16 protein-coding genes and 2 riboswitches are annotated in these 20,498 nt (G+C 43.5%); of the genes, 4 read left to right on the top strand and 12 right to left on the bottom strand.

All coding sequences use genetic code 11. From position 1 onward, the window contains the following. Positions 1 to 50: 50 nt before the first annotated feature. From ACSLUK_RS00925 to norR, 11 genes are all read right to left on the bottom strand, one after another. Positions 51 to 1,943, bottom strand: coding sequence for a TonB-dependent receptor domain-containing protein (locus ACSLUK_RS00925; protein WP_448546613.1), 1,893 nt, complete (start codon positions 1,941 to 1,943; stop codon positions 51 to 53). Between the two features lie 37 nt (positions 1,944 to 1,980). Then, a riboswitch (cobalamin riboswitch) is annotated at positions 1,981 to 2,128 on the bottom strand. Between the two features lie 39 nt (positions 2,129 to 2,167). After that, positions 2,168 to 3,052 carry a cobalamin-binding protein gene (locus ACSLUK_RS00920; protein WP_448546612.1) on the bottom strand — a complete coding sequence of 295 codons (885 nt, stop codon included), beginning with the start codon at positions 3,050 to 3,052 and terminating at the stop codon, positions 2,168 to 2,170. An 11-nt stretch (positions 3,053 to 3,063) separates the two neighbouring features. Further along, positions 3,064 to 3,684 (bottom strand): cob(I)yrinic acid a,c-diamide adenosyltransferase, encoded by a 621-nt coding sequence (gene cobO / locus ACSLUK_RS00915; protein ID WP_448546611.1) that lies wholly within the window; start codon positions 3,682 to 3,684, stop codon positions 3,064 to 3,066. Then, a complete protein-coding gene (locus ACSLUK_RS00910; RefSeq protein ID WP_448546610.1) occupies positions 3,677 to 5,197 on the bottom strand; it encodes a cobyric acid synthase in 1,521 nt (506 codons plus the stop codon). Before ACSLUK_RS00910 ends, cobO begins: the two co-directional genes overlap by 8 nt. A 2-nt stretch (positions 5,198 to 5,199) precedes the next feature. Further along, entirely contained in the window at positions 5,200 to 5,826 is a 627-nt protein-coding gene (locus ACSLUK_RS00905) for a histidine phosphatase family protein (protein WP_448546609.1), read from the bottom strand. Between the two features lie 8 nt (positions 5,827 to 5,834). Then, positions 5,835 to 6,413 carry a bifunctional adenosylcobinamide kinase/adenosylcobinamide-phosphate guanylyltransferase gene (cobU, locus tag ACSLUK_RS00900; protein WP_448546608.1) on the bottom strand — a complete coding sequence of 193 codons (579 nt, stop codon included), beginning with the start codon at positions 6,411 to 6,413 and terminating at the stop codon, positions 5,835 to 5,837. Positions 6,414 to 6,426: 13 nt separating this feature from the next. Further along, a complete protein-coding gene (locus ACSLUK_RS00895) occupies positions 6,427 to 7,236 on the bottom strand; it encodes an adenosylcobinamide-GDP ribazoletransferase (protein ID WP_448546904.1) in 810 nt (269 codons plus the stop codon). After that, positions 7,236 to 8,285: a nicotinate-nucleotide--dimethylbenzimidazole phosphoribosyltransferase gene (gene cobT, locus ACSLUK_RS00890; RefSeq protein WP_448546607.1), complete on the bottom strand. Its 1,050-nt coding sequence runs from the start codon at positions 8,283 to 8,285 to the stop codon at positions 7,236 to 7,238. The genes ACSLUK_RS00895 and cobT overlap by 1 nt, the downstream gene beginning before the upstream one ends. A 6-nt stretch (positions 8,286 to 8,291) precedes the next feature. After that, entirely contained in the window at positions 8,292 to 9,281 is a 990-nt protein-coding gene (locus ACSLUK_RS00885) for a FecCD family ABC transporter permease (RefSeq protein ID WP_448546606.1), read from the bottom strand. After that, the gene (locus tag ACSLUK_RS00880) at positions 9,274 to 10,056 is read right to left on the bottom strand and encodes an ABC transporter ATP-binding protein (RefSeq protein WP_448546605.1); all 783 of its coding nucleotides are present in this window, start codon (positions 10,054 to 10,056) and stop codon (positions 9,274 to 9,276) included. The genes ACSLUK_RS00885 and ACSLUK_RS00880 overlap by 8 nt, the downstream gene beginning before the upstream one ends. Positions 10,057 to 10,280: 224 nt before the next feature. Further along, a riboswitch (cobalamin riboswitch) is annotated at positions 10,281 to 10,462 on the bottom strand. Between the two features lie 127 nt (positions 10,463 to 10,589). After that, the gene (gene norR, locus ACSLUK_RS00875) at positions 10,590 to 12,158 is read right to left on the bottom strand and encodes a nitric oxide reductase transcriptional regulator NorR (protein WP_448546604.1); all 1,569 of its coding nucleotides are present in this window, start codon (positions 12,156 to 12,158) and stop codon (positions 10,590 to 10,592) included. 528 nt (positions 12,159 to 12,686) lie between these two features. Here norR and ACSLUK_RS00870 point away from each other — a divergent pair. Next, positions 12,687 to 13,943 carry an NnrS family protein gene (locus ACSLUK_RS00870; RefSeq protein WP_448546603.1) on the top strand — a complete coding sequence of 419 codons (1,257 nt, stop codon included), beginning with the start codon at positions 12,687 to 12,689 and terminating at the stop codon, positions 13,941 to 13,943. A gap of 76 nt (positions 13,944 to 14,019) precedes the next feature. Here the strand turns inward: ACSLUK_RS00870 and ACSLUK_RS00865 are convergent, their stop codons facing one another. After that, entirely contained in the window at positions 14,020 to 15,147 is a 1,128-nt protein-coding gene (locus ACSLUK_RS00865) for a M20 family metallopeptidase (RefSeq protein WP_448546602.1), read from the bottom strand. A 254-nt stretch (positions 15,148 to 15,401) separates the two neighbouring features. Between ACSLUK_RS00865 and ACSLUK_RS00860 the strand changes: the two genes are divergently transcribed. From ACSLUK_RS00860 to ACSLUK_RS00850, 3 genes are read left to right on the top strand one after another with little or no spacing between them, the layout of a single operon-like run. Continuing rightward, positions 15,402 to 16,343, top strand: a complete 942-nt coding sequence (locus ACSLUK_RS00860) for an ATP-grasp domain-containing protein (RefSeq protein WP_448546601.1) — start codon at positions 15,402 to 15,404, stop codon at positions 16,341 to 16,343. Between the two features lie 22 nt (positions 16,344 to 16,365). Beyond that, the gene (locus ACSLUK_RS00855; protein ID WP_448546600.1) at positions 16,366 to 17,769 is read left to right on the top strand and encodes an ATP-grasp domain-containing protein; all 1,404 of its coding nucleotides are present in this window, start codon (positions 16,366 to 16,368) and stop codon (positions 17,767 to 17,769) included. A 20-nt stretch (positions 17,770 to 17,789) separates the two neighbouring features. Further along, positions 17,790 to 20,438 carry a M14 family zinc carboxypeptidase gene (locus ACSLUK_RS00850; RefSeq protein WP_448546599.1) on the top strand — a complete coding sequence of 883 codons (2,649 nt, stop codon included), beginning with the start codon at positions 17,790 to 17,792 and terminating at the stop codon, positions 20,436 to 20,438. Positions 20,439 to 20,498: the final 60 nt, after the last annotated feature.

Genomic DNA, 20,498 nt, shown 5'->3' with positions numbered 1-20,498 from the left:
GCTATAAAAAACGCGCCGATTGGCGCGTTTTATCAGCTCACTTTAACAATTTAGAACGCAAAGCTAGCATTTACGGTGAAGTTTCGACCGTCAGCCACATAGTTTCGTGACGTCTCATAAGCTTCATCAAAAAGGTTATTTACCTTAGCAGACAACAATAAGCTGTCATTCACTTGCCATTGAGCGCCCACGTCAAGTAACCAGTAACTATCCAATTCGGCGGTATCGCGCGCTTCATCACGGTAGCTCAATGTGCTAGAAAAATGCCATGCATTCCATTGATAACCTAACGTGTAGTCAGCTGAAACTTTTGGTCGACGCAAAAGCTCTTCTTTCGTCTTTTTATCTTCAGTTTCAACATAACCAAAGTTAAATTGGTGCGATAAGTTACCGAAATCTAATGATGCAGCTAAGTCGACACCAGTCATCGTTGCTCGATCAACATTTGCAGGACGCCACAAACCATCAGCCCCTTCTGCCCACGAAATCAAGTTATCTACTTCAGTATCATATAAGCTTAATTCGACGTTATAGTTATCTTCAAAGTGACGCACTAAAAGCTCATTGGTTTTTGACGTTTCAGGTTTAAGCTCAGCGTTACCTGAACCAGGCCAGTATAGATCGTTAAACGAAGGCGCTTTAAATCCGGTGCCAGTATTAGCACTCACTAGCCAATTTTTTGCTAATTGATAGCCTAATGACAGGTTATAGGTTGTTTCATTACCGACTTGCTCAATATCGTCACCACGTACCGCTACTTCCAATAACACACGGTCAATTTGGTGACGTGCTTGGGCAAATATCGCACTGACATCACGAGACGTATTAGCAAACGTTTGAGTTTCAGGTGTATAAATATCAAGGTCATAATTAGCAGAGACCTTTTCTTGATACCACTCCGTCCCTGTCGTTACGCTACTTTGTTCAGTAAACGGATAAGATAAAACGAAAGACACTTGATCACGTTTAGTCTGAATTTGTTGCAAATCAACGCCATTACCGTATTGCTCGCCCCTGTCCTGACTTTTGGCTAGAGCAAGTTCCATTGACCCTTTACCAAATTGGTAATGACCCGCCACTTTCGTGTGGTAAGTCTTAGTATCTTGCTCGTTGGCATAAAAACTTGGGCACACTTTAGTAAAGTCGTCCCAACATGGCTGATCTGGATACGAAGCGTCAAATTCGCTTTCTCCACGTTGAAAACGTGCAACTACCGACATACCAAAAGCTTTTGAAAACTGACTATCACCAATCAATGAAATAGTTTGACGTTGATAGCCATCATTATCTGGTTCGTTCAAATCATATGGGTTATCAGGATCAGATTGATAAGCATTAAACCCATCTGATTGTTCACTAGAAGCAGTAAGGGTATATTGGTGTTGTTCATTACCAAAACCAACTGAAACGGCACTTTGGTAGAAACTATTACTACCAACGCCTAAGTTAATCGCACCTTCGTTATTCGCATAACGTTTGGTAAAAATCTGAATAACACCAGCAAGTGCATCCGAACCCCAAAGTGCGGCTCTTGGCCCTTTAACGATTTCAATACGCTCAATTTGTTGTGCTGATAAGGCAGCAAAGTTAGTAGTCCCCAAAGTTGCCGAATTAACGCGTACGCCATCGAGTAGAATCAAGGTATGGTCACTTTCCATGCCGCGCGTAAAAACAGAACTGTTTTGTCCCGCGTCTCCTTGGCTCACTACATGAATACCTGCGACGGTTTTCAGTATGTCAGAAACACTCGCCACCTGCATGGCTTCAATATCGTCTCGGGTAATAACGCTGTTTGACGACAACGCCAGAAAGCTATCTTGTTGGCTACGGTTAGCCGTGATTAAAATGCGTTCATCAATATTTGCATTGTATGCGAATGCTGCTTGACTGACCGAAACTGCGACTGACGCCAAAATAGATGACGCTAAAATACTTTTTTTCATAATTTCCTCGCCTTCTGCGCACCCCGCACAGAAAAAACAGTAAGTGATAGTTGATGCCGGTCTCCGGACTTATGGTTAGCGTGATTTCACCGCTAACCAATTACCGTTGCGGGGGCAGCATGAGAGTTTCACCCATTTCCCGTTTCATTCGAATTATTCGCGCAACACCTATGGGTATAAAGCGAATTTCAAACACATCAACACTGGTATTAGATTGAGCTGTCCTACTCGTAGTATGTTTTCCTTAGTTGATCGATGTCAGCACAAAGTTTGGCTAACTCGAGTAACGATCTTGACGTCATGCGGTGCATTTTGTCAGGATCGGGATGTAAAAATGCATTGTGTTCAACCGCTGGAATTTCAGGCCATTGACGCCAATTCACAGCATCAGGTGCATTATCACCGTGTGCTCCCGGTTGAATAATAATCTGAGGTGCTGCTAACACGACTTGTTCGATATTTAGCTGTGGATAATCAGTCGCACTATGAATAAACGGGTTATCGATACCGCAAACAGAGAGCTGCTGTTGTGGCCAAGCTTCACCCGCGACACTGGTTAACGGTCGCGACCATAACTCATAAAACGCTGATACTGGCTTTTTACCCTGATAACGTTGGCGTAACCTTGCCAGTTCATTTTCAAACGCTTTGGCCACTTTTTCTGCCTTTTGCTGGTGACCAACAAGCTCCCCAAACAATCGTAGTTCTTTGGCAACATCCTCTAATGCATCAGGCTGCGAATAGATGATTTTCAACCCTAATTGACGCAGCTTTTCCACATCATCACTGGGATTACCGCTCTTCCATGCCAGCACTACGTCAGGTGCCAAGGACAGCACATGCTCAATATTGAGCTTGGCGTAATTACCTATACGCGGTATCGCAAGCGCAGCTTCAGGATAATCTGAGTGGTCGGTGGTCCCAACAATTAGATCACCAGCGTCAATTTCGTATAGCATTTCAACGATATGTGGCGCCAGCACCACAATACGCTTTACAGATGTAGTTGCTTTATCCTCTGTTGCAGCCAGCGGTGCATTGGCTTGTACAGTAACAACCGGTACAAATGCAATCAGCAGCAATAATTTAATGATGAATTTATGAAACACTTAGCTTCTCCTTACCAATCAATTCCACGTTGCGCTTTAACACCACTTTCAAAAGCATGTTTAACCGACTGAACTTCAGAAACAGTATCAGCAAGTTCTATTAACTGACGATGACACGCTCTTCCCGTAACTACTACGTGCTGATGTAAAGGACGCGCTTTGATGGCTTGCAATACCTCGTCTAAATCCAAATATTTATAACTGAGCATGTAAGTGATCTCATCTAACAACACCACATCTACCTGAGGATCCGCTAACAGCTTTTTCGCATCAGTCCACACTTTTTCAGCCGCGGCAATGTCCTGTTCACGGTTTTGCGTTTCCCAAGTAAAGCCAGTATTCATAACGACAAAAGGCACACTGTGCTGTTCCAATAAATTGCGCTCACCACAATCCCAAGTGCCTTTAATAAACTGAACTACTGCGGCGCTTAGGCCATGACCAACTGCGCGTGCGACGGTGCCAAACCCCGACGTCGACTTACCTTTGCCATTGCCCGTAATTACCAGTAACAATCCTTTATCTTCGGTTGCCGCGGCAACACGCTCATCGACTTTATCTTTTAGTTTTTGTTGTCGCTGTTGATGCTTTTTCGGGTCGCGTTCAACGCGATTGTTTTTATTCTCAGTCATTTTGAATCCAATTACTTAACAAACGATTTAATGTTTTCATGTCTAAATGTTGTTCGACAGTGTCGGCGAGTAAAGCGATCGCTTTTTCCTGACGAATGCTCATATCTTCTTGTTTGGAAATTGAGGTGTTACACCAATTAGCGAGGGCACTTACCACCTGATCTTGATTAAATATCCCGTGTAAATAACCACCTGCAATTTGGTTGTCAGCAGAGATCGCCCCACACAGCCTATCTCCTATATGATACAAAGGGTTGAGTGCGTTTTCTGTGCCGATGTTTGTTTCTCCACAGTGAATTTCGTAACCTTGCACCGCAACTTGCTCACCATTCAAGCACATCAACCCGTGACAGTTGACCAACGCTTTATGCTCCAGTAATTGGGTCGATATGTTTAACAGCTCGAGTCCCGGCATAGCTTTGACATCGCTCTCTATGCCCAACGGATCAAGAATGGTATTCCCTAGCATTTGATATCCCCCACAAATACCAAATACCTTACCGCCATAACGTAAATGCCTATTAATGTCTTCGTGCCAACCTTGTGCTCGGATAAAAGCTAAATCGGCACTAACACTCTTACTGCCAGCGAGTATGATCAAATCACAATCGGGTAAACGGGTTGCGCTATGCTCAGCAGCATAAACAAAGGTGAGTTCAATTTCTGGATGCAAACGAAGCGCATCAAAATCATCGTGATTACTCATTCGCGGCGTTACAGGCACGACGACTTTTAATTTGGTATTTACGGTAGTTTGATGGTTTTCGACAGCGTCTTCCGCAGCCAGGTGCAAACCATGAATATACGGCAGCACCCCAAGTACAGGTTTACCGGTATGTTGTTCCAACCAATCTAAGCCAGATTGTAATAGTGAGATTTCGCCTCTGAAGCGATTGATAACAAAGCCAATTACACGATCTTGTTCGGATTGTGAAAGCAATGCCAAGGTACCAACGATATGCGCAAAAACCCCACCTTTATCGATATCAGCGACCAAAATCACCGGACAATCGACTTTCTCGGCAAATCCCATATTGGCGATATCACCCTCTCTAAGATTGATTTCTGCAGGACTCCCCGCGCCTTCAACGATAACCGCTTGAAAGCCTTCACTTAGCCTTTGGTGAGCGGCAAACACGGCTTTAGCAGCAATCGGTTTATACCGATGATAGCTCTCAGCCTCCATAGCTGGTAACGCTTTACCGTTAACGATAACTTGAGCACAGGTATCTGACTGCGGTTTTAGCAGCACAGGATTAAAATCAACCTGTAATGGTATCTTAGCCGCAATTGCCTGAACCGCCTGCGCACGACCAATTTCTTCACCGTTTTCAGTTACAGCACTATTTAGCGCCATATTCTGTGGTTTAAAAGGCGCAACAGTCACATTGTGATTGGCCAATATTCGACAAATTGCTGCCACTAAGGTCGACTTTCCAGCATCACTGGTAGTGCCTTGTACCATTAGCGTACCTGCAAAATTGGTCAAATCTGTAGGGGGAAATTTGTGCATTACTAGACAACCGCCTCTGTTGGCAAAATAGGGCGTGCGATACATTCAACAGTTACATCTCTACGCTCAGAGATATTGAGCGTTGTCATACTACCGTAAGCAATATTCAGCCGCGTATAAAGGTTAGCGTTTCGCCAATCAACCCCCAGTAAATGGGCTAAAATCATGCGGATAACACCACCGTGGCAAATAATGACTAATTCGCCGTCGAGCTCAGCGGCTAACAACTTACGCCAGCCTTGCAAAACCCTATAACTAAAGCCTGCCAATAATTCGGCATTCGGTAGCGTATTTTGTACTGGGTTTTGCCAGAATCGCTCTAATACCTGCCATTTTTCGTCACGTTGTACGATGTCATCAAACGGAACGCCATCGTAATCGCCAAAATCCATTTCAGTAAATGCGGGTTCTATCGCTAATGGGCAATCAAGTTCAATCGCTAATGCTGTTGCTAAAGACTGGCAACGTTGCAATGGGGAGGTAAGCACTTTCGTTGGCGATATGTTTTGAGCCAATAATTGCACCATCAATGCTTGATTGTCTTTCGGTGCAACGGCAATGTCATTATGACCGTATAGCGCTGCGGGTCCCATTACTTTGGTGTGCCTCACTAGATGAATCTTAGCCATTATCTTATTTAAACCCTATCATTTGTTTTTAATGTCATTGGAAGCCCTGCGGTCAGCAAAGTCACTTCGTCGGCAATTTGTGCTATCGCTTGATTGAGCCAACCGAGATGATCGACAAACCAACGCGTTTCTCTGCCTAGCGGCACGATGCCCAAACCGACTTCATTACTGACAATCACGAGTCGGCACGTCGTGTTTTGTAATGCCTGTACCAGTTGTTGACGCATATCACTTAGGTATGTCTGAACTTCGTCATCACTGCTGAACTGTTGCACAGCATAGAAAATATGGTTGTTAAGCCATAACGATAAACAATCCAACAAAACCACATGTTCATGACCAAATTGCTGGCATGCCGTGGCAATTTGCATTGCACATTCGTGTAATTGCCACGGTTTGTTCATCATTGCGCTGGCTTGGCTACGCTGCAATTGATGACGTGTGATCCTATCTGTCATTTCGTCATCAATGGCGATTCCTGTTGCTAAATAGATGGGCGTTTGATCCGTTTGCTGGACAATTTTCTGCACCTGCTGTTCTGCAAAGTTAGATTTTCCAGAACGTGCGCCACCAATAATAAAATGCATCTCAAAATCGCCCTTAATTGTTTATCAATGCCAGCAGCACGAAATAAATAATTAGTTCAGCTATTTGTTGCACCGCACCAAGACAATCGCCAGTAATACCGCCTATTTTATTGATTAGCCATCGACGGGCGAACGTTCTAAACACTATCAACACTGCCAACAAAGTCGCTATCAGTGACCAAAAATTACCGTTAAAGATGAATAAGGTGAGCGGAAGTAATCCCGTGGCCAGCAAAATGACCAGTTCAGTTTTTGACTGCTGTTCAGCCAAAGGCTTGCTCTTGCTTGCATCCTGTTTAGTAACATAAGCAGTGTTAAATATCAGGCTTCCCGCAATAGCTCGTGATAAACAATGCGCTATTACAACAGAGGCAATAAATCCCCAAGTAAGTTGCGTGGCGACAGACAGTGCTAGCAATAACTGATACTTAAGTAATACCACCGAAAATAACGCCAAAACACCATAAGTACCGATGCGACTGTCTTTCATGATACTCAGCCGTTTGTCAACGGTCATGCCACCACCAATTCCGTCAGCCGCGTCTGCTAAACCATCTTCATGAAAGCCGCCTGTAACCAGAAAACTTGCGATCATCGCCAGCAGCATAGCGACATCGTTTGGCCATACAGTAAGTGCGAGCTGATAGCTCAGTATAAAAACAATGGCAACCACAACACCAACAAGTGCAAAATAACGGCTACTTTGATTTAAGCGCTGCGCCGAATAAGGCACATTTCGCCCTACTGGAATGCGAGTAAAAAACATTACCGCCAATTGAAATAGCTGCCACTGCTTCAGCGCTGCTGTGCGCGAAATCGTCATCACACCGTGACTCCCGCGCTTTCAAAGCTCGCCATGTCATTATAAAAGCTTGCTGCAGACGCGAGTATCGGAAAGGCTAACGCTGCGCCAGTACCTTCGCCCAACCTTAGAGATAAATCCAGTATTGGCTTCGCAACTAATTTACCCAATAAGATACGATGTGCGCTCTCATCTGAACAATGGGCAAAAATTAAGTAATCCCTAATATTGGCATCGAGTTGAGTCGCAACAAACGCGGCGACTGAGACAATAAAACCATCAATTAACATCGGGATTTTACGTTCGGCACATGCCTGCATCGCGCCAATCATTTGCACAATTTCAAACCCACCCACTTCCGCCAACACATCCAATGGTGCACGACCAGAGAATCGCATCAGCGCTTGTTGAATTAACTGCTGTTTTTGGTTGAGCTGCTCAATCGAAATCCCCGTGCCCCGTCCTACCGTTGCGACTACAGGTACATCACTTAGTGCAGCAAATAGCGCAGATGCCGCACTAGTATTGGCGATCCCCATTTCACCAAACATCAATAACTCGCAACCTTGGTCAAGAATGCGTTGTGCTGCTTGTTTTCCGAAATTGAGCCCTTGCCGAACTTGCTCAGGTGTCATAGCTGGTTGCGAAGAAAAGTCAGCCGTGCCCGCGCCTAGTCGCTGAATAATTAACTCTGGGTGCGCTGCAACAGTTACTTCATCTATTTCTGTTTGGATGCCCGCATCAACGACATAAAAATCTATATGATTAGTGCGACAGAAACAGTTAATCGCTGCTCCTCCCGCTAAGAAGTTATGCACCATTTGATGCGTTACATCACTAGGTGCGATGCTCACACCATGTTGAGCAATGCCATGGTCGCCAGCAAATACTAACATCGTCGGTTTGCTCAAGGATATCTTGGTACATAGCTGTGCCAATCGGTGGCTTTGAATACTAGCGAGTTGCCTAGCAAGCGATTCCAACATGCCCAAAGCGCCCATTGGCTTTGTTTTATTGTCAATCACTTGTTGAATTGCCCCATCATATTGATGGGTGACAGAAGTTATCATAACCAGTTACATCCGACGCATAAGAAAAAGAAAGAACACACTACCAATAACCGAGGTAATGACTCCGATTGGAATTTCCTGCCCTGGGATAATTGTTCGCGCAATTACATCAACCCAGACTAAGAAACAACCGCCAACTAACCCTGCGCTCAATAGCAATTTAGCCGTGGTTATACCGAAAAATGGACGCACAATATGTGGGATCATCAGGCCGACAAAGCCGATTCCGCCACAATAAGAAACAATGACAGCTACCATCGCGGCACTAATAACCAAAGCCATCAGTCTCATGACACCCACATTGATACCCAAAGTGCTGGCACTTTCATCGCTTAGTAGCATTGCATCGAGCCGTCTGGCATATAGCAAACCAATACCACATGCCACAAGCACTACCGGAAATGTCCATCCGAGTGCACTGTAATCCGCACGCGACAGACTGCCCATTAACCAGAAAATAACGCGATTACTGGCAAATGCTTCACCAAAATACAAAATAAATGTGGTGAACGCACTCAACAGAAAAGAAACTGCTACACCCGCTAACAATAAGTGTTCGACCCGCCGCCAGTTATTGTTCATCACGACCAACATTACGATACCGACAGCAACAAGCGCTCCGATAAATGCAGCTAGCGGCAAGGTAATCATTTGTACCTGTTCAGGCATCAGGCCAGCAATAGTCGCACCTAGGCCAGCGCCAGCAACAATACCAAACAGATAAGGGTCAGCCAGAGGGTTGCGGGTAACGTTTTGCATTAAAGCCCCTGCTGCCGCCAATGCAAAGCCAGCTAAAAATCCCATCAATACACGCGGTAAACGAATATCCATGAGAATCGTTTGGTAAATAGAGCGCTCACAGCCTACGGTGGCGCATTGCCAAATTTGCTGATACCCAACTTCCGCTGCGCCAAATCCCATAGACAAGAATAATGAAACGATTACGAGACCAGACAAAAAGAAAGTGCTTTGCCACAATGTCCAACGCTTAAACATGAGCCGCTCCTGAAAAAGTCACGCGCGGTTTTTGCGTAATTGGATGTTGGTCGACAATACAAGGCAGACGAAAGACAGCCTCTAGCCTTTGTGGCACCAAGACGTTTTCGGGGGTATCAAACGCTACCACTTGCCCTTGGTTAAGTAACAAAATGCGATCACAATATTGCGCAGCGAGGTTCAGATCGTGAATTGACATTACTAAGGTCAATGAAAGTTGCTTCACTAAAGCCAATATTTGATGTTGATAAAAAACATCTAGATGATTAGTAGGCTCATCCATAATGAGCAACTGGGGCCGCTGAACAATTGCTCGGGCGATCAAGCATCGTTGTTGCTCACCACCAGAAAGAATAGAAAATTTGCTGTTTAGCTTGTTAAATAAATCGACTTTGGTCGCCGCCATTTCAATGTGACGTAGATCTTCACTGGTATCACGTTCAAAAATCGTTTTATGTGGTACAAGCCCCATATGGATTATGTCAAAAACCGTGAGATCAAACACCGTTTCATTGTGTTGGCATACTACGGCAATTAACTGCGCTAAAACGTGATTAGATAGTGATTGAACAGACTTACCATTAACAAAAATATCGCCAGAATGAGCTGAGTATGCTTTATACAAGCACTTTAATATGGAGGTTTTTCCTGCACCATTGGGCCCAACAATACCAATCACTTCGTTGGCATTAGCCTGAAAACTGATATCTTTAATAATTGTCTGGTGGTTAACCCCCCAAGACAAAGATTGAACCGATAATTCTGCTGCTGACATAGTAAAAATTTAACACTTAGCCTAATGGCGATGGCATAAATGCAGGGACGCAGCACAATGACAGGGCAAGCTTTACCATAAACTGCACCAATATTTATTCAGTGTAGTTAATGTATTCGAACAGCCCTAAAAATTGAAACTATCGCGTTACCCGCACGACAATAAAGCAAATGAGTAACAACATCATTTTCAATATTGTTCATCTACTCAGATACCCAATGGTATTACTTCTTCGTTTCTTGGCAGGTATCCTGACTCATGAAGATTGCCTGATATCAACTCACCCTTCCCAGTTACCCAGTGGTTTGTAAGCCCAGCTTCATTTACAGTTGCGGGAACAGTTACGAACTTTCATCGTATTCCCTGCTACAACACTCGTTATCACGCCTTCGATTGGCGAAATTAACGATTGCTCTAGCGCTTTGTTCGCACAAAGCACCAAAAAACGGTCGTCACTATAACAGTAAAATTACCGTTTGGCTATATAGACGTCTAAAACTTTCGCTACTTGTTTATATTACTCAGCACACATTTCACGCGCTCGTATAAACATCAAGACGCTTTGCCAATCTTGCAAGATTTGCACGATCCATCTTTAAGATTCGGCTCGCCGCTGCCCAATTGCCGTTTGATGTTTGTAGGGCTTGTCTAATCATTTGTCGTTGGTAAGATTCAGTTGCAACTTTGAGCCCTGTATCAAAGGACATATTAGTATCGGGAGGCGCAACCTTAGATGGTGGCACAATATGATTGGAGGATGCTGTCAGTATTTCGTAGCAGTCCTGACTTTCGATTTCTACTGTCTGCTTACTCACTTGACGTGCGCTTGCTTTGAGCGCAGCTCTGCTCATTACATGCTCCAGCTCCCTAACGTTCCCAGGCCACTGGTAATTCTGCATTTGTGCAAGCAAGGATTCAGCTATCTTCAACTGCTTAATCCCCAAGGTTCGTCGTACTTTTTCCAGAAAAAAGCCCGCAAGTAAAGTGACATCGCCATAACGTTGACGTAGTGGTGGCACGGAGATGGGATAAACACTTAGTCGATGATATAAGTCGGCGCGAAAGTTTCCGGCTTCTACTTCTTTTAGTAAATCCCTGTTGGTTGCTGCAATCACTCTCACATCAACTTTTTCAGCCAGTTCTTTGCCAACCGGTTGAATTTCTTGATTTTGTAATGCACGTAAAATCTTACTCTGTGCACTATAAGGTAATTCACCAACTTCATCGAGAAACAAGGTACCACCGCTCGCAATACTAAACTTGCCTCGGCGCTCACGTTCAGCGCCAGTGAAAGCTCCTTTAGCATGACCAAATAGTTCACTTTCAATGAGGTTTTCAGGAATCGCAGCACAGTTAACGTGTACGATTGGCGCTTGAGCGCGTCTTGAAGCTTTATGTACCGCATCGGCAACCAACTCTTTACCACAACCCGTTTCGCCCGTGATCAACACAGTAAAATCAGATGTCGCAACGAGTGCGATCTCTTGTTTTAATTGTTGCATCGGCTCACTTTGACCTATCATTTCGTAACCCAACGCATTAGTCTGCTGATAGCTCATTTCTACCACTGCCTGTTGTGACATAGCGACATTTTGTTCCATCAGTTCAATCATCAAAGCAGTATTCAAGTGGGCAGCAGAGATTGCAGACAATAACGCTAAGGTTTTGCTAGCGATGTTATCAAAGACGCCAGTCGTCAAACTGTCGAACGTAACTACACCAATTAGATTATCGTCATAGCGTAATGGCAGGCCCATGCAAGCGTGCATTGGCAAATCATCGTCACTATCAATGAGCAGTCCGTCATAAGGGTCTGGCAAATGACAATCAGCACTAAATCGTATTGGCTCTTGGCTTTGGCATATTTCAACAAATCTTGGATGCTGCGCTACAACAAAGCGGCGTCCTAAGGTTTCTTCAGACAATCCTTGCTGTGCAAGTGGTATCAATATGTCACCGTGCAAACGTAATAAAGTAATAGCATCGCAGCGAATTACCTTTCTGATCGTCGATAGCAGTCGATCAAAACGATCTTGGCTAGACAAGCTTTTCGCTAAATCAAGCGATAACGACAGTAGTGCATTTGTGGGAATATCAGACATTAGTTCTCAGAACGTTACTTAAAGTAGCATTTCACCACTGTAGTCAATTTGACTAGAGATTACAACCAAAGTCAAATTGACTACAAACAAAAGAGTCATAAACACTACACAGTAACTTTACACAGAATTAAATGTTTAACAATATCAACAACTAACACATTGGCATTAGATTTGCGATGCATTACTCATTAACTAGTTTCAGCACACCGCTGCAACTTCGTCAATATCGGTTACTAGGAACTATTATGTCTCAAACCACTATGTCTCAAACCACTTTGATGCCAACGGTTGCACTCTCCCCCCAAGTGAACTTTCGCCGGTGTGTGCATTTAGGCAACGTATTAATGCTAATTAGTTTTATAGTTTGCGCTATATCAATACTTGCTACGTTTAAATATGACAACCTTATTAGCATACAAGTACAAATTATTGCCCATATTTGCACCATCATATTTGCGGGTTTATTCAAGTTAGGTTATGTCATCCGTTGCGTAGGTCAACATGGGCTAGGGAAACAGAACTTTTAATATGCTGACTATTCAAGAGCCCTTCGGTCAACCTGGGCAACATAAAACACGCTGGCAGGCAATTTGTCATGCCCCTATTTTTGAGCTAGCCTTTCGCCCGTTTTTTCTATTGGCAACGCTCTTTTCTTGTTTGGCTTTAGCCGTCTGGCTTCTTCAACTAAGTGGAACGCCAGTCATGCCGCATCACGCCATTGCGCCTACTTTATGGCATGCGCATGAAATGATTTTTGGCTTTGCTATCACAATCGCCGTCGCTTTCATTCTAACGGCGGGTCAAACTTGGACGAATCAAGCCAGCCTGAGTAAAGGACCGTTACTAGGATTTGTATTGTTATGGTGCGCAATTAGAGCAACGCTTTACTATAACTCTGATGTTAGTGTAATTCTGGCGATCATCTTATCCGCTATTTGGTGGTTAATGACCATTGCCACATTTGCAAGAATGGTGATAAGAGCAAACAACAAGCGCAACTTTCTATTTGTCCCTATCTTAACGGTGTTAGCGATGCTAAACCTGTTGGTACTCACGCTAAGCTTTCAACAACAGTTTTCAATAGTTACGTCGCTGATGCAGATCAGTCTGTTGATGATGACATTGATCATGTCGATTATAGGCGGTCGCGTTATTCCATTCTTTACTGCTAGAGGCACGAACACCGGCCCCATTCAGACACCCGTAGTCATCGAAAAGCTGGTGCTAATCGCATCGATTTGTACCATTGCCTTCTATATTCTACATATAATATTCGCCAGCCTTACGCCGATTATGCCTTGGCTGTTTTCTCTTACAGCACTGCTTCATGTAGCGCGTCTCGCTTTTTGGAAAAGCCACCAGACGTTGAAAGTAGCCCTACTGTGGAGTTTGCATTTGTCGTATTTATTTATGGCGTTAGGCTTGCTACTTTTAGGTTTTTCTTATTGGCTTGCAGCAATCACCTTTAGCATGGGCATACACACATTAACGATAGGAGGCATAGGTTTGATGATATTGAGTATGTTAAGCCGTGTCTCATTAGGTCACACCGGCAGGGCGCTGCAAGTTAGGCCAATCATCATCGCAGCATTTGTATTGCTAGTATGTTCATTGATTTTTAGGGTGGCACTTCTGACTGTCATATCTCCGTACTACGCATGGCTAGGCAGTGCGCTATGTTGGCTAACCGCTATGGCGATATTTCTCTGGGTATACACACCAATATTGACCCAAAAGCGTGCTGACTTAGCACCTCCCCCACCGCCAAAAAAAGCGCATAGCTAGATATATAAAATCGCTGCATTTGATCGCAATGCTCAAATGCAGCAAAATCGAAAATGAACTCAATGGCTTAAAGTGCTTATGCAACATCACTCTCTGGTAGCTTTTGCACGCCATTGTAGGCATTAAGAATTTTACTCACCAAGGCAATACGGCTTAAATAGCTCTTTTTGCACGCTCGCTCATTTTCAGTGTGATCACCGTCACCGAAAGGACCAAAGCCATCTAACGTAGGTATACCAATGGCTGACACCACATTAGCGTCTGATACCCCGCCTCGACGTTCCAGCTTAAACGACTCTTCAGTAATTGCTTCGAATGTTTGAATCAGCGACACCTGTTGCTCAGTCGTTTGCATTACGTCTCGTTGCACGCCCCCCGTTAACGAGACTCGTACACCTTTTACTTTGGGTGCGTTTGCTATTTCTTCTATACCATCAAGTATTCGCTGCTTTTCTTGACTGCCAGTAAACCTTGCTTCCACCTTTATTTCAGCACGCGGAGATATAGTGTTAGCACCAATGCCGCCAGCAATTTTGCCCGCATTCACTGTTGAACCACGCGACAAATCAGTCAGGCTGGTTAGCGATATAACCATATGGGCAGCGGCAAGATTAGCGTTGATTCCGTCTTGGTAGTGGTTACCTGCATGTGCAGCTTTCCCTTCAATTAGGATGGTAAACGTCGCAATTCCTTTGCGCGCAATAACGATTTCTTGTGCAGGCCCTGCAGCTTCAAACACCAAACATAAGTCATAATCTCTGGCAAGCTGTGCTGTCAACGCTTTACTATCATCGCTACCTGTTTCTTCATCACTAACCATTAAGACATCAATATTTGCGATTTCACCATGTTGTTGATGCACATTGCGTAAAGCTTCCAATGCAACCATGTTTCCGCCTTTCATATCACACACGCCAGGACCATAAATCCATCCTTCGTCTTCACTGAAACCTTCAAACGTTTGCGGTGGAAACACCGTGTCGAAATGCCCAAGCAGTAGCACTTTTTTACCCACTTGTTTAGACGAAATAAAATGCAGATGATCACCTATTTCTGCGCGTTTGTATCTGTTGACAGCAAAGCCGAGTTCTTTCATCCATTGCGAATACAAGCTAGCAACTGCATCAACGCCTACTTTGTTCTTTGTATAAGAATTTATATTAACCAATTGAGCCAATTGCGAAAAATCATAATATTGTGACATTGCTCACTCCTTTACATCACACACGAAGGTTTTGTGCTATTGCAACGTGAATTGTTGGCAGATTGATGACAATACTGTGTTGAATTGATGAATAAGCGATGACGGAAATATTTACGATTACGTAAAGGCTAGCCCCATTACTACAGAATCATGAATTTTTTTTTGCAATGACAATACGTAATACAGCGGTAACAGTGCATTTTTAGGCTAGGTGGTTATTAATGCCCCTAACCAAGAGAAATTCAGGAACGAAAATGTCGAAGTATACCGTTGGAATGTGGATGTATAAGAATGGTGGTGGCCAAGCCATACAAGAAGAACTTATCAATCAGTTACAAGCAAGAGATATACACGTTATTCCCGATTTGAATTTAGCGAATGCCGTCGCAACAAATGGCCATATTTTGTGTAAAAAAGTCGCAATGGAAGAATTGGCTGCGTTTTTTTCCTATAACGCAGGGAAACAAACGCAATACCAGATGTACCTTTACCAAACACTCAATGATTCAATTCCATGCCTGAACAACTTTGACGCATTCGCCTTATCCGAAGACAAGTTTCGCACATCACATAAACTCAACCGTGCTGGCATACGAACCGCGGATTATAAAATGCTAAAAAACCGGGATAAGAAACGACTGAAAAAAACATTAAAAGAATGGGAGGGACGGCTAGTTTACAAACCTACCGACGGCTGGGGCGGTATGGGCATTGTAAAAATAGAGAATGAACGAGCACTTGATATGCTATTTCCGTTTTTAGAGCACACTAACATCCCGCATTTTTACGTCGAGCGCTTCGTCAACTACGACATGACCGACTATCGCATCGATATCGTTAATGGCGAATACATCGCTTGCTACGGCCGCAGAGCCCCCAAGGATGATTGGAAAACGAATATCACTAGTGGCGGTAGCATTATGCTACGCGAACCCAGCCAAGCCGCTATCGACCTTGCGCTAAAAGCCGCGAAAGTCACCGGATTGGAGATCGCAGGTGTCGATCTTATTTTCGACATAGAACGTCAAGAATATGTTGTTCTTGAAGTCAACGGCATTCCGGCATTTGCCACACCAGAACAAGAGAAGCTAGGGCTCAACTTCAACCATAAAAAAATTACCAAAATTGTTGATTTGATCGAACAACGGGTACAAAGCACCGCCTCTGTTGCTACTGCCAAGGTTGTGAATTTTTAATCTGTCTACGGAAACTGATTTAATGAATACTACTACATCGCTCCCTAAGTTAGGCCTGCTATACCTTGATCACGTTTTACGCTTCTTTGACGTATCAAACTTTAAAGGCTGGCCAGACAAAATAGAATCAGTCACTTACCATTGGGGCAAGGACAAACAACGGTTTATCAACGAAGTAAAACGCAAGAATATCGACGTTCTCATTGGCAATATTCCGGCAACGGCGTATGAAACATTTCGTGAAATTGCACGCGCCTTGCCACATGTACGCTTTGTCCCGTCATTAGATGCGCAATTTGCCAACAAGTCGAAAGAAAACGTAACCCACTTCTGTCAGAAATATGGATTACCAATTCCCAAAACGGACATATTTTATGAGCTAGATGAAGCATTAACATTTTTGCAGTACACCCGTTATCCAAAGATCATCAAAAAATCATATGGGCCCTCAAACTATGGCGGGTATTACGTCCATAAAGTGGACACCTTTGATGAAGCCAAATCACTATTGAGTGTAAAACGTTACTACCCCGTTTACGTTCAAGAGTTTGTGCCCATGGCAGCCGATATTCGCGTGATGCTAGTTGGCCATCGACCAATTTGTGCGTTTTGGCGACGTCCGCCAGACGGTGAATGGCTTACCAATACTAGCCAAGGTGGCGCGATGGACTATCTCAATGTGCCACAAAAAGCGCTGGATATCGCTGTTCAAGCGTCAAAAGCTGCGAACGCTGAATATTGGGCATGTGACATCGCATTAGGCACCGATGGTAAATTTAGAATATTAGAGTGCGCCACGGCATTTGCAGCCTTTCCTTACGTGCGTGATTGGATAGGCCAATATTTAATGTGGTTGCTATCTGATGGCACATTTAAAAAACCCTATTTTCCGTTATTTAATTGGGAAGAACTCGGCAAAATCAATTCGTCGTTATTACGCACTATGCGTCACATTACCTTTGGCGAATATACACCGAGTTATGATTGTAATGACGTACTGGCACACGCAACGGCAATCGATTTTTCGTTGCTACCAATTGAATTGAGGCCACAAGAAGAGTGGCCGAGTGAGCAATGGAATTTTCAAGATAACTACCAAAAAAACAGGCAAACATCAAAGCTCCACGTTAACGAAGATAGTAATGTGCTAGGCGATGAAAACAATGTGGTTAGTGGAAATAATAAACAAACAACAGCCTATCCATTTGATACCAGTCAACTGGAAAGCTTTTTTGCGTCAATCAAAGGTATTGGTAAAAAAATGGTGGATAGCATCATCGAGACTTTAGGTCGAGAAGGAACTGTATCTGCACTACAGCATGATCCGGCCAAGTTACTCACGGTGAGAAATCTAAAAGAAAAAAAACTAGCACTCATTGTATCGCAATGGCAACAAATGCTGGCAACTGCGCCCAATACCAAATGAAATAATTAGAGTAATTTACATTGAAAAAGCAATATACGTCATACGTACAAACCGTGCGCTTTTTAGAGCAAGCTATGGGCGAACATCCCCATTTATTAAAGCTCACCCAAATAGGTGAAACATGGGAAAAACGGCCAATTTTATTAGTGACCATGTCACTCGACGTTGAATACGCCGATCAAAAGCCCGCCTTGCTCTACACAGGGACCATTCATGCCCGTGAATGGATCGGCAATGAGCTCGCCATCAAGTTCATTGAATATGTCATCAGTAATTATCGTTTTAACCCTAAGCTAAAAGAGGCGCTAACACGCAATACCTTGTACATGGTGCCTTGCTTAAATCCTGACGGTTTTGAGTTTTCACGTAATCATTTCTCATTTTGGCGCAAGAACCGTCGTGATAACAAAGATGGCACATTTGGGGTAGATTTGAACCGTAACTTTGGTGTGCGTTTCAAGAAAGGTACAGACACCAGTTTAAACACTTATGCAGGTCCTGAAGCTTTTTCTGAGCCAGAAACTCGCGCGATTCGTGACTTTGTGCAGAACCATAAAAATATTACCATTGCACTCGATTACCACTCACAAGGTAATGTTTTTTTTCCCGCACATAAATTTAACCATGAGACAGAAATCGAAGGCACAGATCTCAATATTTTATGTGCCAATATGAATCGAGAAATATTTAAAGTTACAGGTCGAAAATACGGTATACATCGCGGAAAGCCCCCTACCAACCTGATCCATGGAAGTGGCAGGGAGTACTATTATTCACTTGGTATTCTTGCAGCAGTTGTCGAAGTAGGAACGCGAAATATTCCTGATTATTTGATTAATATGTCGCAAAGTGTTGATGAAAATATACCCGCAGTACTGTTGGCTTTGTCTGAGGCGGTGAATTATTCCAACGTTGCACCAGCGAGGCCAAGCCAATTCGTTCTGGATTCAATTGACACATCGACCGCCAAAATTAGCTGGCAATATGATGATACCAAGGAAGTTTACTTTGAAGTTTATCGCGCTGAACAAGTGAAAACGGCATGCTCTGACGAAACACTGGTCGCAATTACCCATGCAACGCACTTTACCGATGTACAACTAAAAAGCGGAAAAAAATACTATTACAATCTGCGAGCCGTGGACAAAATGAGCAAGATTAAGTCACCATTTAGTCCTGAACTCAAGATAAAAACCACATTAGCAGCTGACGAATATTCTCGTTCGCTGTATCCGTTAAAACGAGACATTGGATACGTTAGCCAACGGCAAACCGACAAAAACAAAGAACATTTTGGCTATAACTCGCTCTTTGTCGGCGTAAACAAGCGCAAAGGCGTATGTTATGGCGTGATCGCATTTACGTTAGACAACTTACCTGAAGACGCAAAACTAAAATCTGCCAAATTCTCCCTTTACCCCATGAACCGTGTTAATGCGAAAGTCGAAAACTTCGGTGAATGGACAGTATCAATTCTTGATCATCACCAAATTAACGACTTAACCGACTTTAACCAAATCGATGGCGCCGTTCCTTTACAAACATTGGGACACGCAATTGCATCTGACCAACTTACCCAAGGAATATGGAGCGAATGGGACTTCAATGTCACCGAGCGACACATTCTCAAAAACGCAATAAAAGATGGCAAAGTCTTGTTAAGAATTGAAGGTCCTAAGAAATTACCCTTAGGGGCTGATTCTCAAATGATGCAATTTGACATTGGTTATGGAAAGTTTGGTGCAGGCATTCATTATCGCCCTAATCTTGAGATCATCTATACCCGAACACCAGCAACGATGACACTCGACCCAATCGCGCTAAATACGATTAACAAACATACCATCATTGAAAAACAACTATCGTCTGGCTTTGATGAAGATGGCGATATTGTCTATGGCCAAATGGCATTCATGCTCAATGATTTACCTGACGTAAATAAGACGGTCATCACCAACGCCTACTTAGTCATGCATAGTAAGTCACCAATGAGTACTCACAAAGACACGCGCTTTACAATCGAATTGGCAAGCTTAAGAGATATTGATTACCAAAGCGTTAAAGAAAGGCGCAAAAAAGAATTCATCGGTTATGAGGTAAGTAACGCACAACTCAAAGAAAACAGTACCCATCACTTCATATTTGATAGTTTTTGCAAGCAACAATTGGAAAAACTGCACGAGAACGGTAAGCCTTGTTACTTAATCATTCGAGCCACCAGTTCTTCGGTTGAAAGAGCCCAGCAAGTGGATTGGCATGGAGAAAGCTCAACGCAACTCCCACAACTCGTTATTGAGTACATTCCACGTCGCAAACGTCCCGTTAGTGCGCCTCAACAACTGAGCGCCAACGTGGACAACAGGCAAGTTAAACTCACTTGGCAAAATCCGAATGATGAGGATTTCGTCGGCTGTTTCGTCGTGCGGAATCGTTTTCACCCGCCCAAGTCCCCCAATGATGGCGTAAAACTCTATGGTGGTCCTGATGAATACACATTTGATAATTTTGGCAATGCTAACATTCCCAAATATTATTCAGTGTTTAGTTACGACGATGTGCCTAATTTTTCGGAACCCGTTAGTATTTATTACACAGTTAATGAGACGATTGTCATCGATGAAGAAGAATTTGAACCGCAAGACAACGACGAACCAAGCATCACTGATTAACAAGTTTGAAACATTAAATTGACTTTTTGGAACGATTTAACATAAGTTACTAATGAGAAT

This window comes from Thalassotalea fusca, from assembly GCF_053485835.1.
The sequence above is the reverse complement of the archived record's forward strand: the minus strand, read 5'-3'. Positions and strand labels throughout refer to the sequence as shown.

Coding starts and splice junctions, on each gene's coding strand:
- ACSLUK_RS00925 (WP_448546613.1), bottom strand. CDS start 1,943: ATGAAAAAAAGTATTTTAGCGTCATCTATTTTGGCGTCAGTCGCAGTT.
- ACSLUK_RS00860 (WP_448546601.1), top strand. CDS start 15,402: ATGTCGAAGTATACCGTTGGAATGTGGATGTATAAGAATGGTGGTGGC.
- cobU (WP_448546608.1), bottom strand. CDS start 6,413: ATGCATTTTATTATTGGTGGCGCACGTTCTGGAAAATCTAACTTTGCA.
- norR (WP_448546604.1), bottom strand. CDS start 12,158: ATGTCTGATATTCCCACAAATGCACTACTGTCGTTATCGCTTGATTTA.
- cobT (WP_448546607.1), bottom strand. CDS start 8,285: ATGATAACTTCTGTCACCCATCAATATGATGGGGCAATTCAACAAGTG.
- ACSLUK_RS00855 (WP_448546600.1), top strand. CDS start 16,366: ATGAATACTACTACATCGCTCCCTAAGTTAGGCCTGCTATACCTTGAT.
- ACSLUK_RS00865 (WP_448546602.1), bottom strand. CDS start 15,147: ATGTCACAATATTATGATTTTTCGCAATTGGCTCAATTGGTTAATATA.
- ACSLUK_RS00880 (WP_448546605.1), bottom strand. CDS start 10,056: ATGTCAGCAGCAGAATTATCGGTTCAATCTTTGTCTTGGGGGGTTAAC.
- ACSLUK_RS00905 (WP_448546609.1), bottom strand. CDS start 5,826: ATGGCTAAGATTCATCTAGTGAGGCACACCAAAGTAATGGGACCCGCA.
- cobO (WP_448546611.1), bottom strand. CDS start 3,684: ATGACTGAGAATAAAAACAATCGCGTTGAACGCGACCCGAAAAAGCAT.
- ACSLUK_RS00910 (WP_448546610.1), bottom strand. CDS start 5,197: ATGCACAAATTTCCCCCTACAGATTTGACCAATTTTGCAGGTACGCTA.
- ACSLUK_RS00885 (WP_448546606.1), bottom strand. CDS start 9,281: ATGTTTAAGCGTTGGACATTGTGGCAAAGCACTTTCTTTTTGTCTGGT.
- ACSLUK_RS00895 (WP_448546904.1), bottom strand. CDS start 7,236: ATGACGATTTCGCGCACAGCAGCGCTGAAGCAGTGGCAGCTATTTCAA.
- ACSLUK_RS00870 (WP_448546603.1), top strand. CDS start 12,687: ATGCTGACTATTCAAGAGCCCTTCGGTCAACCTGGGCAACATAAAACA.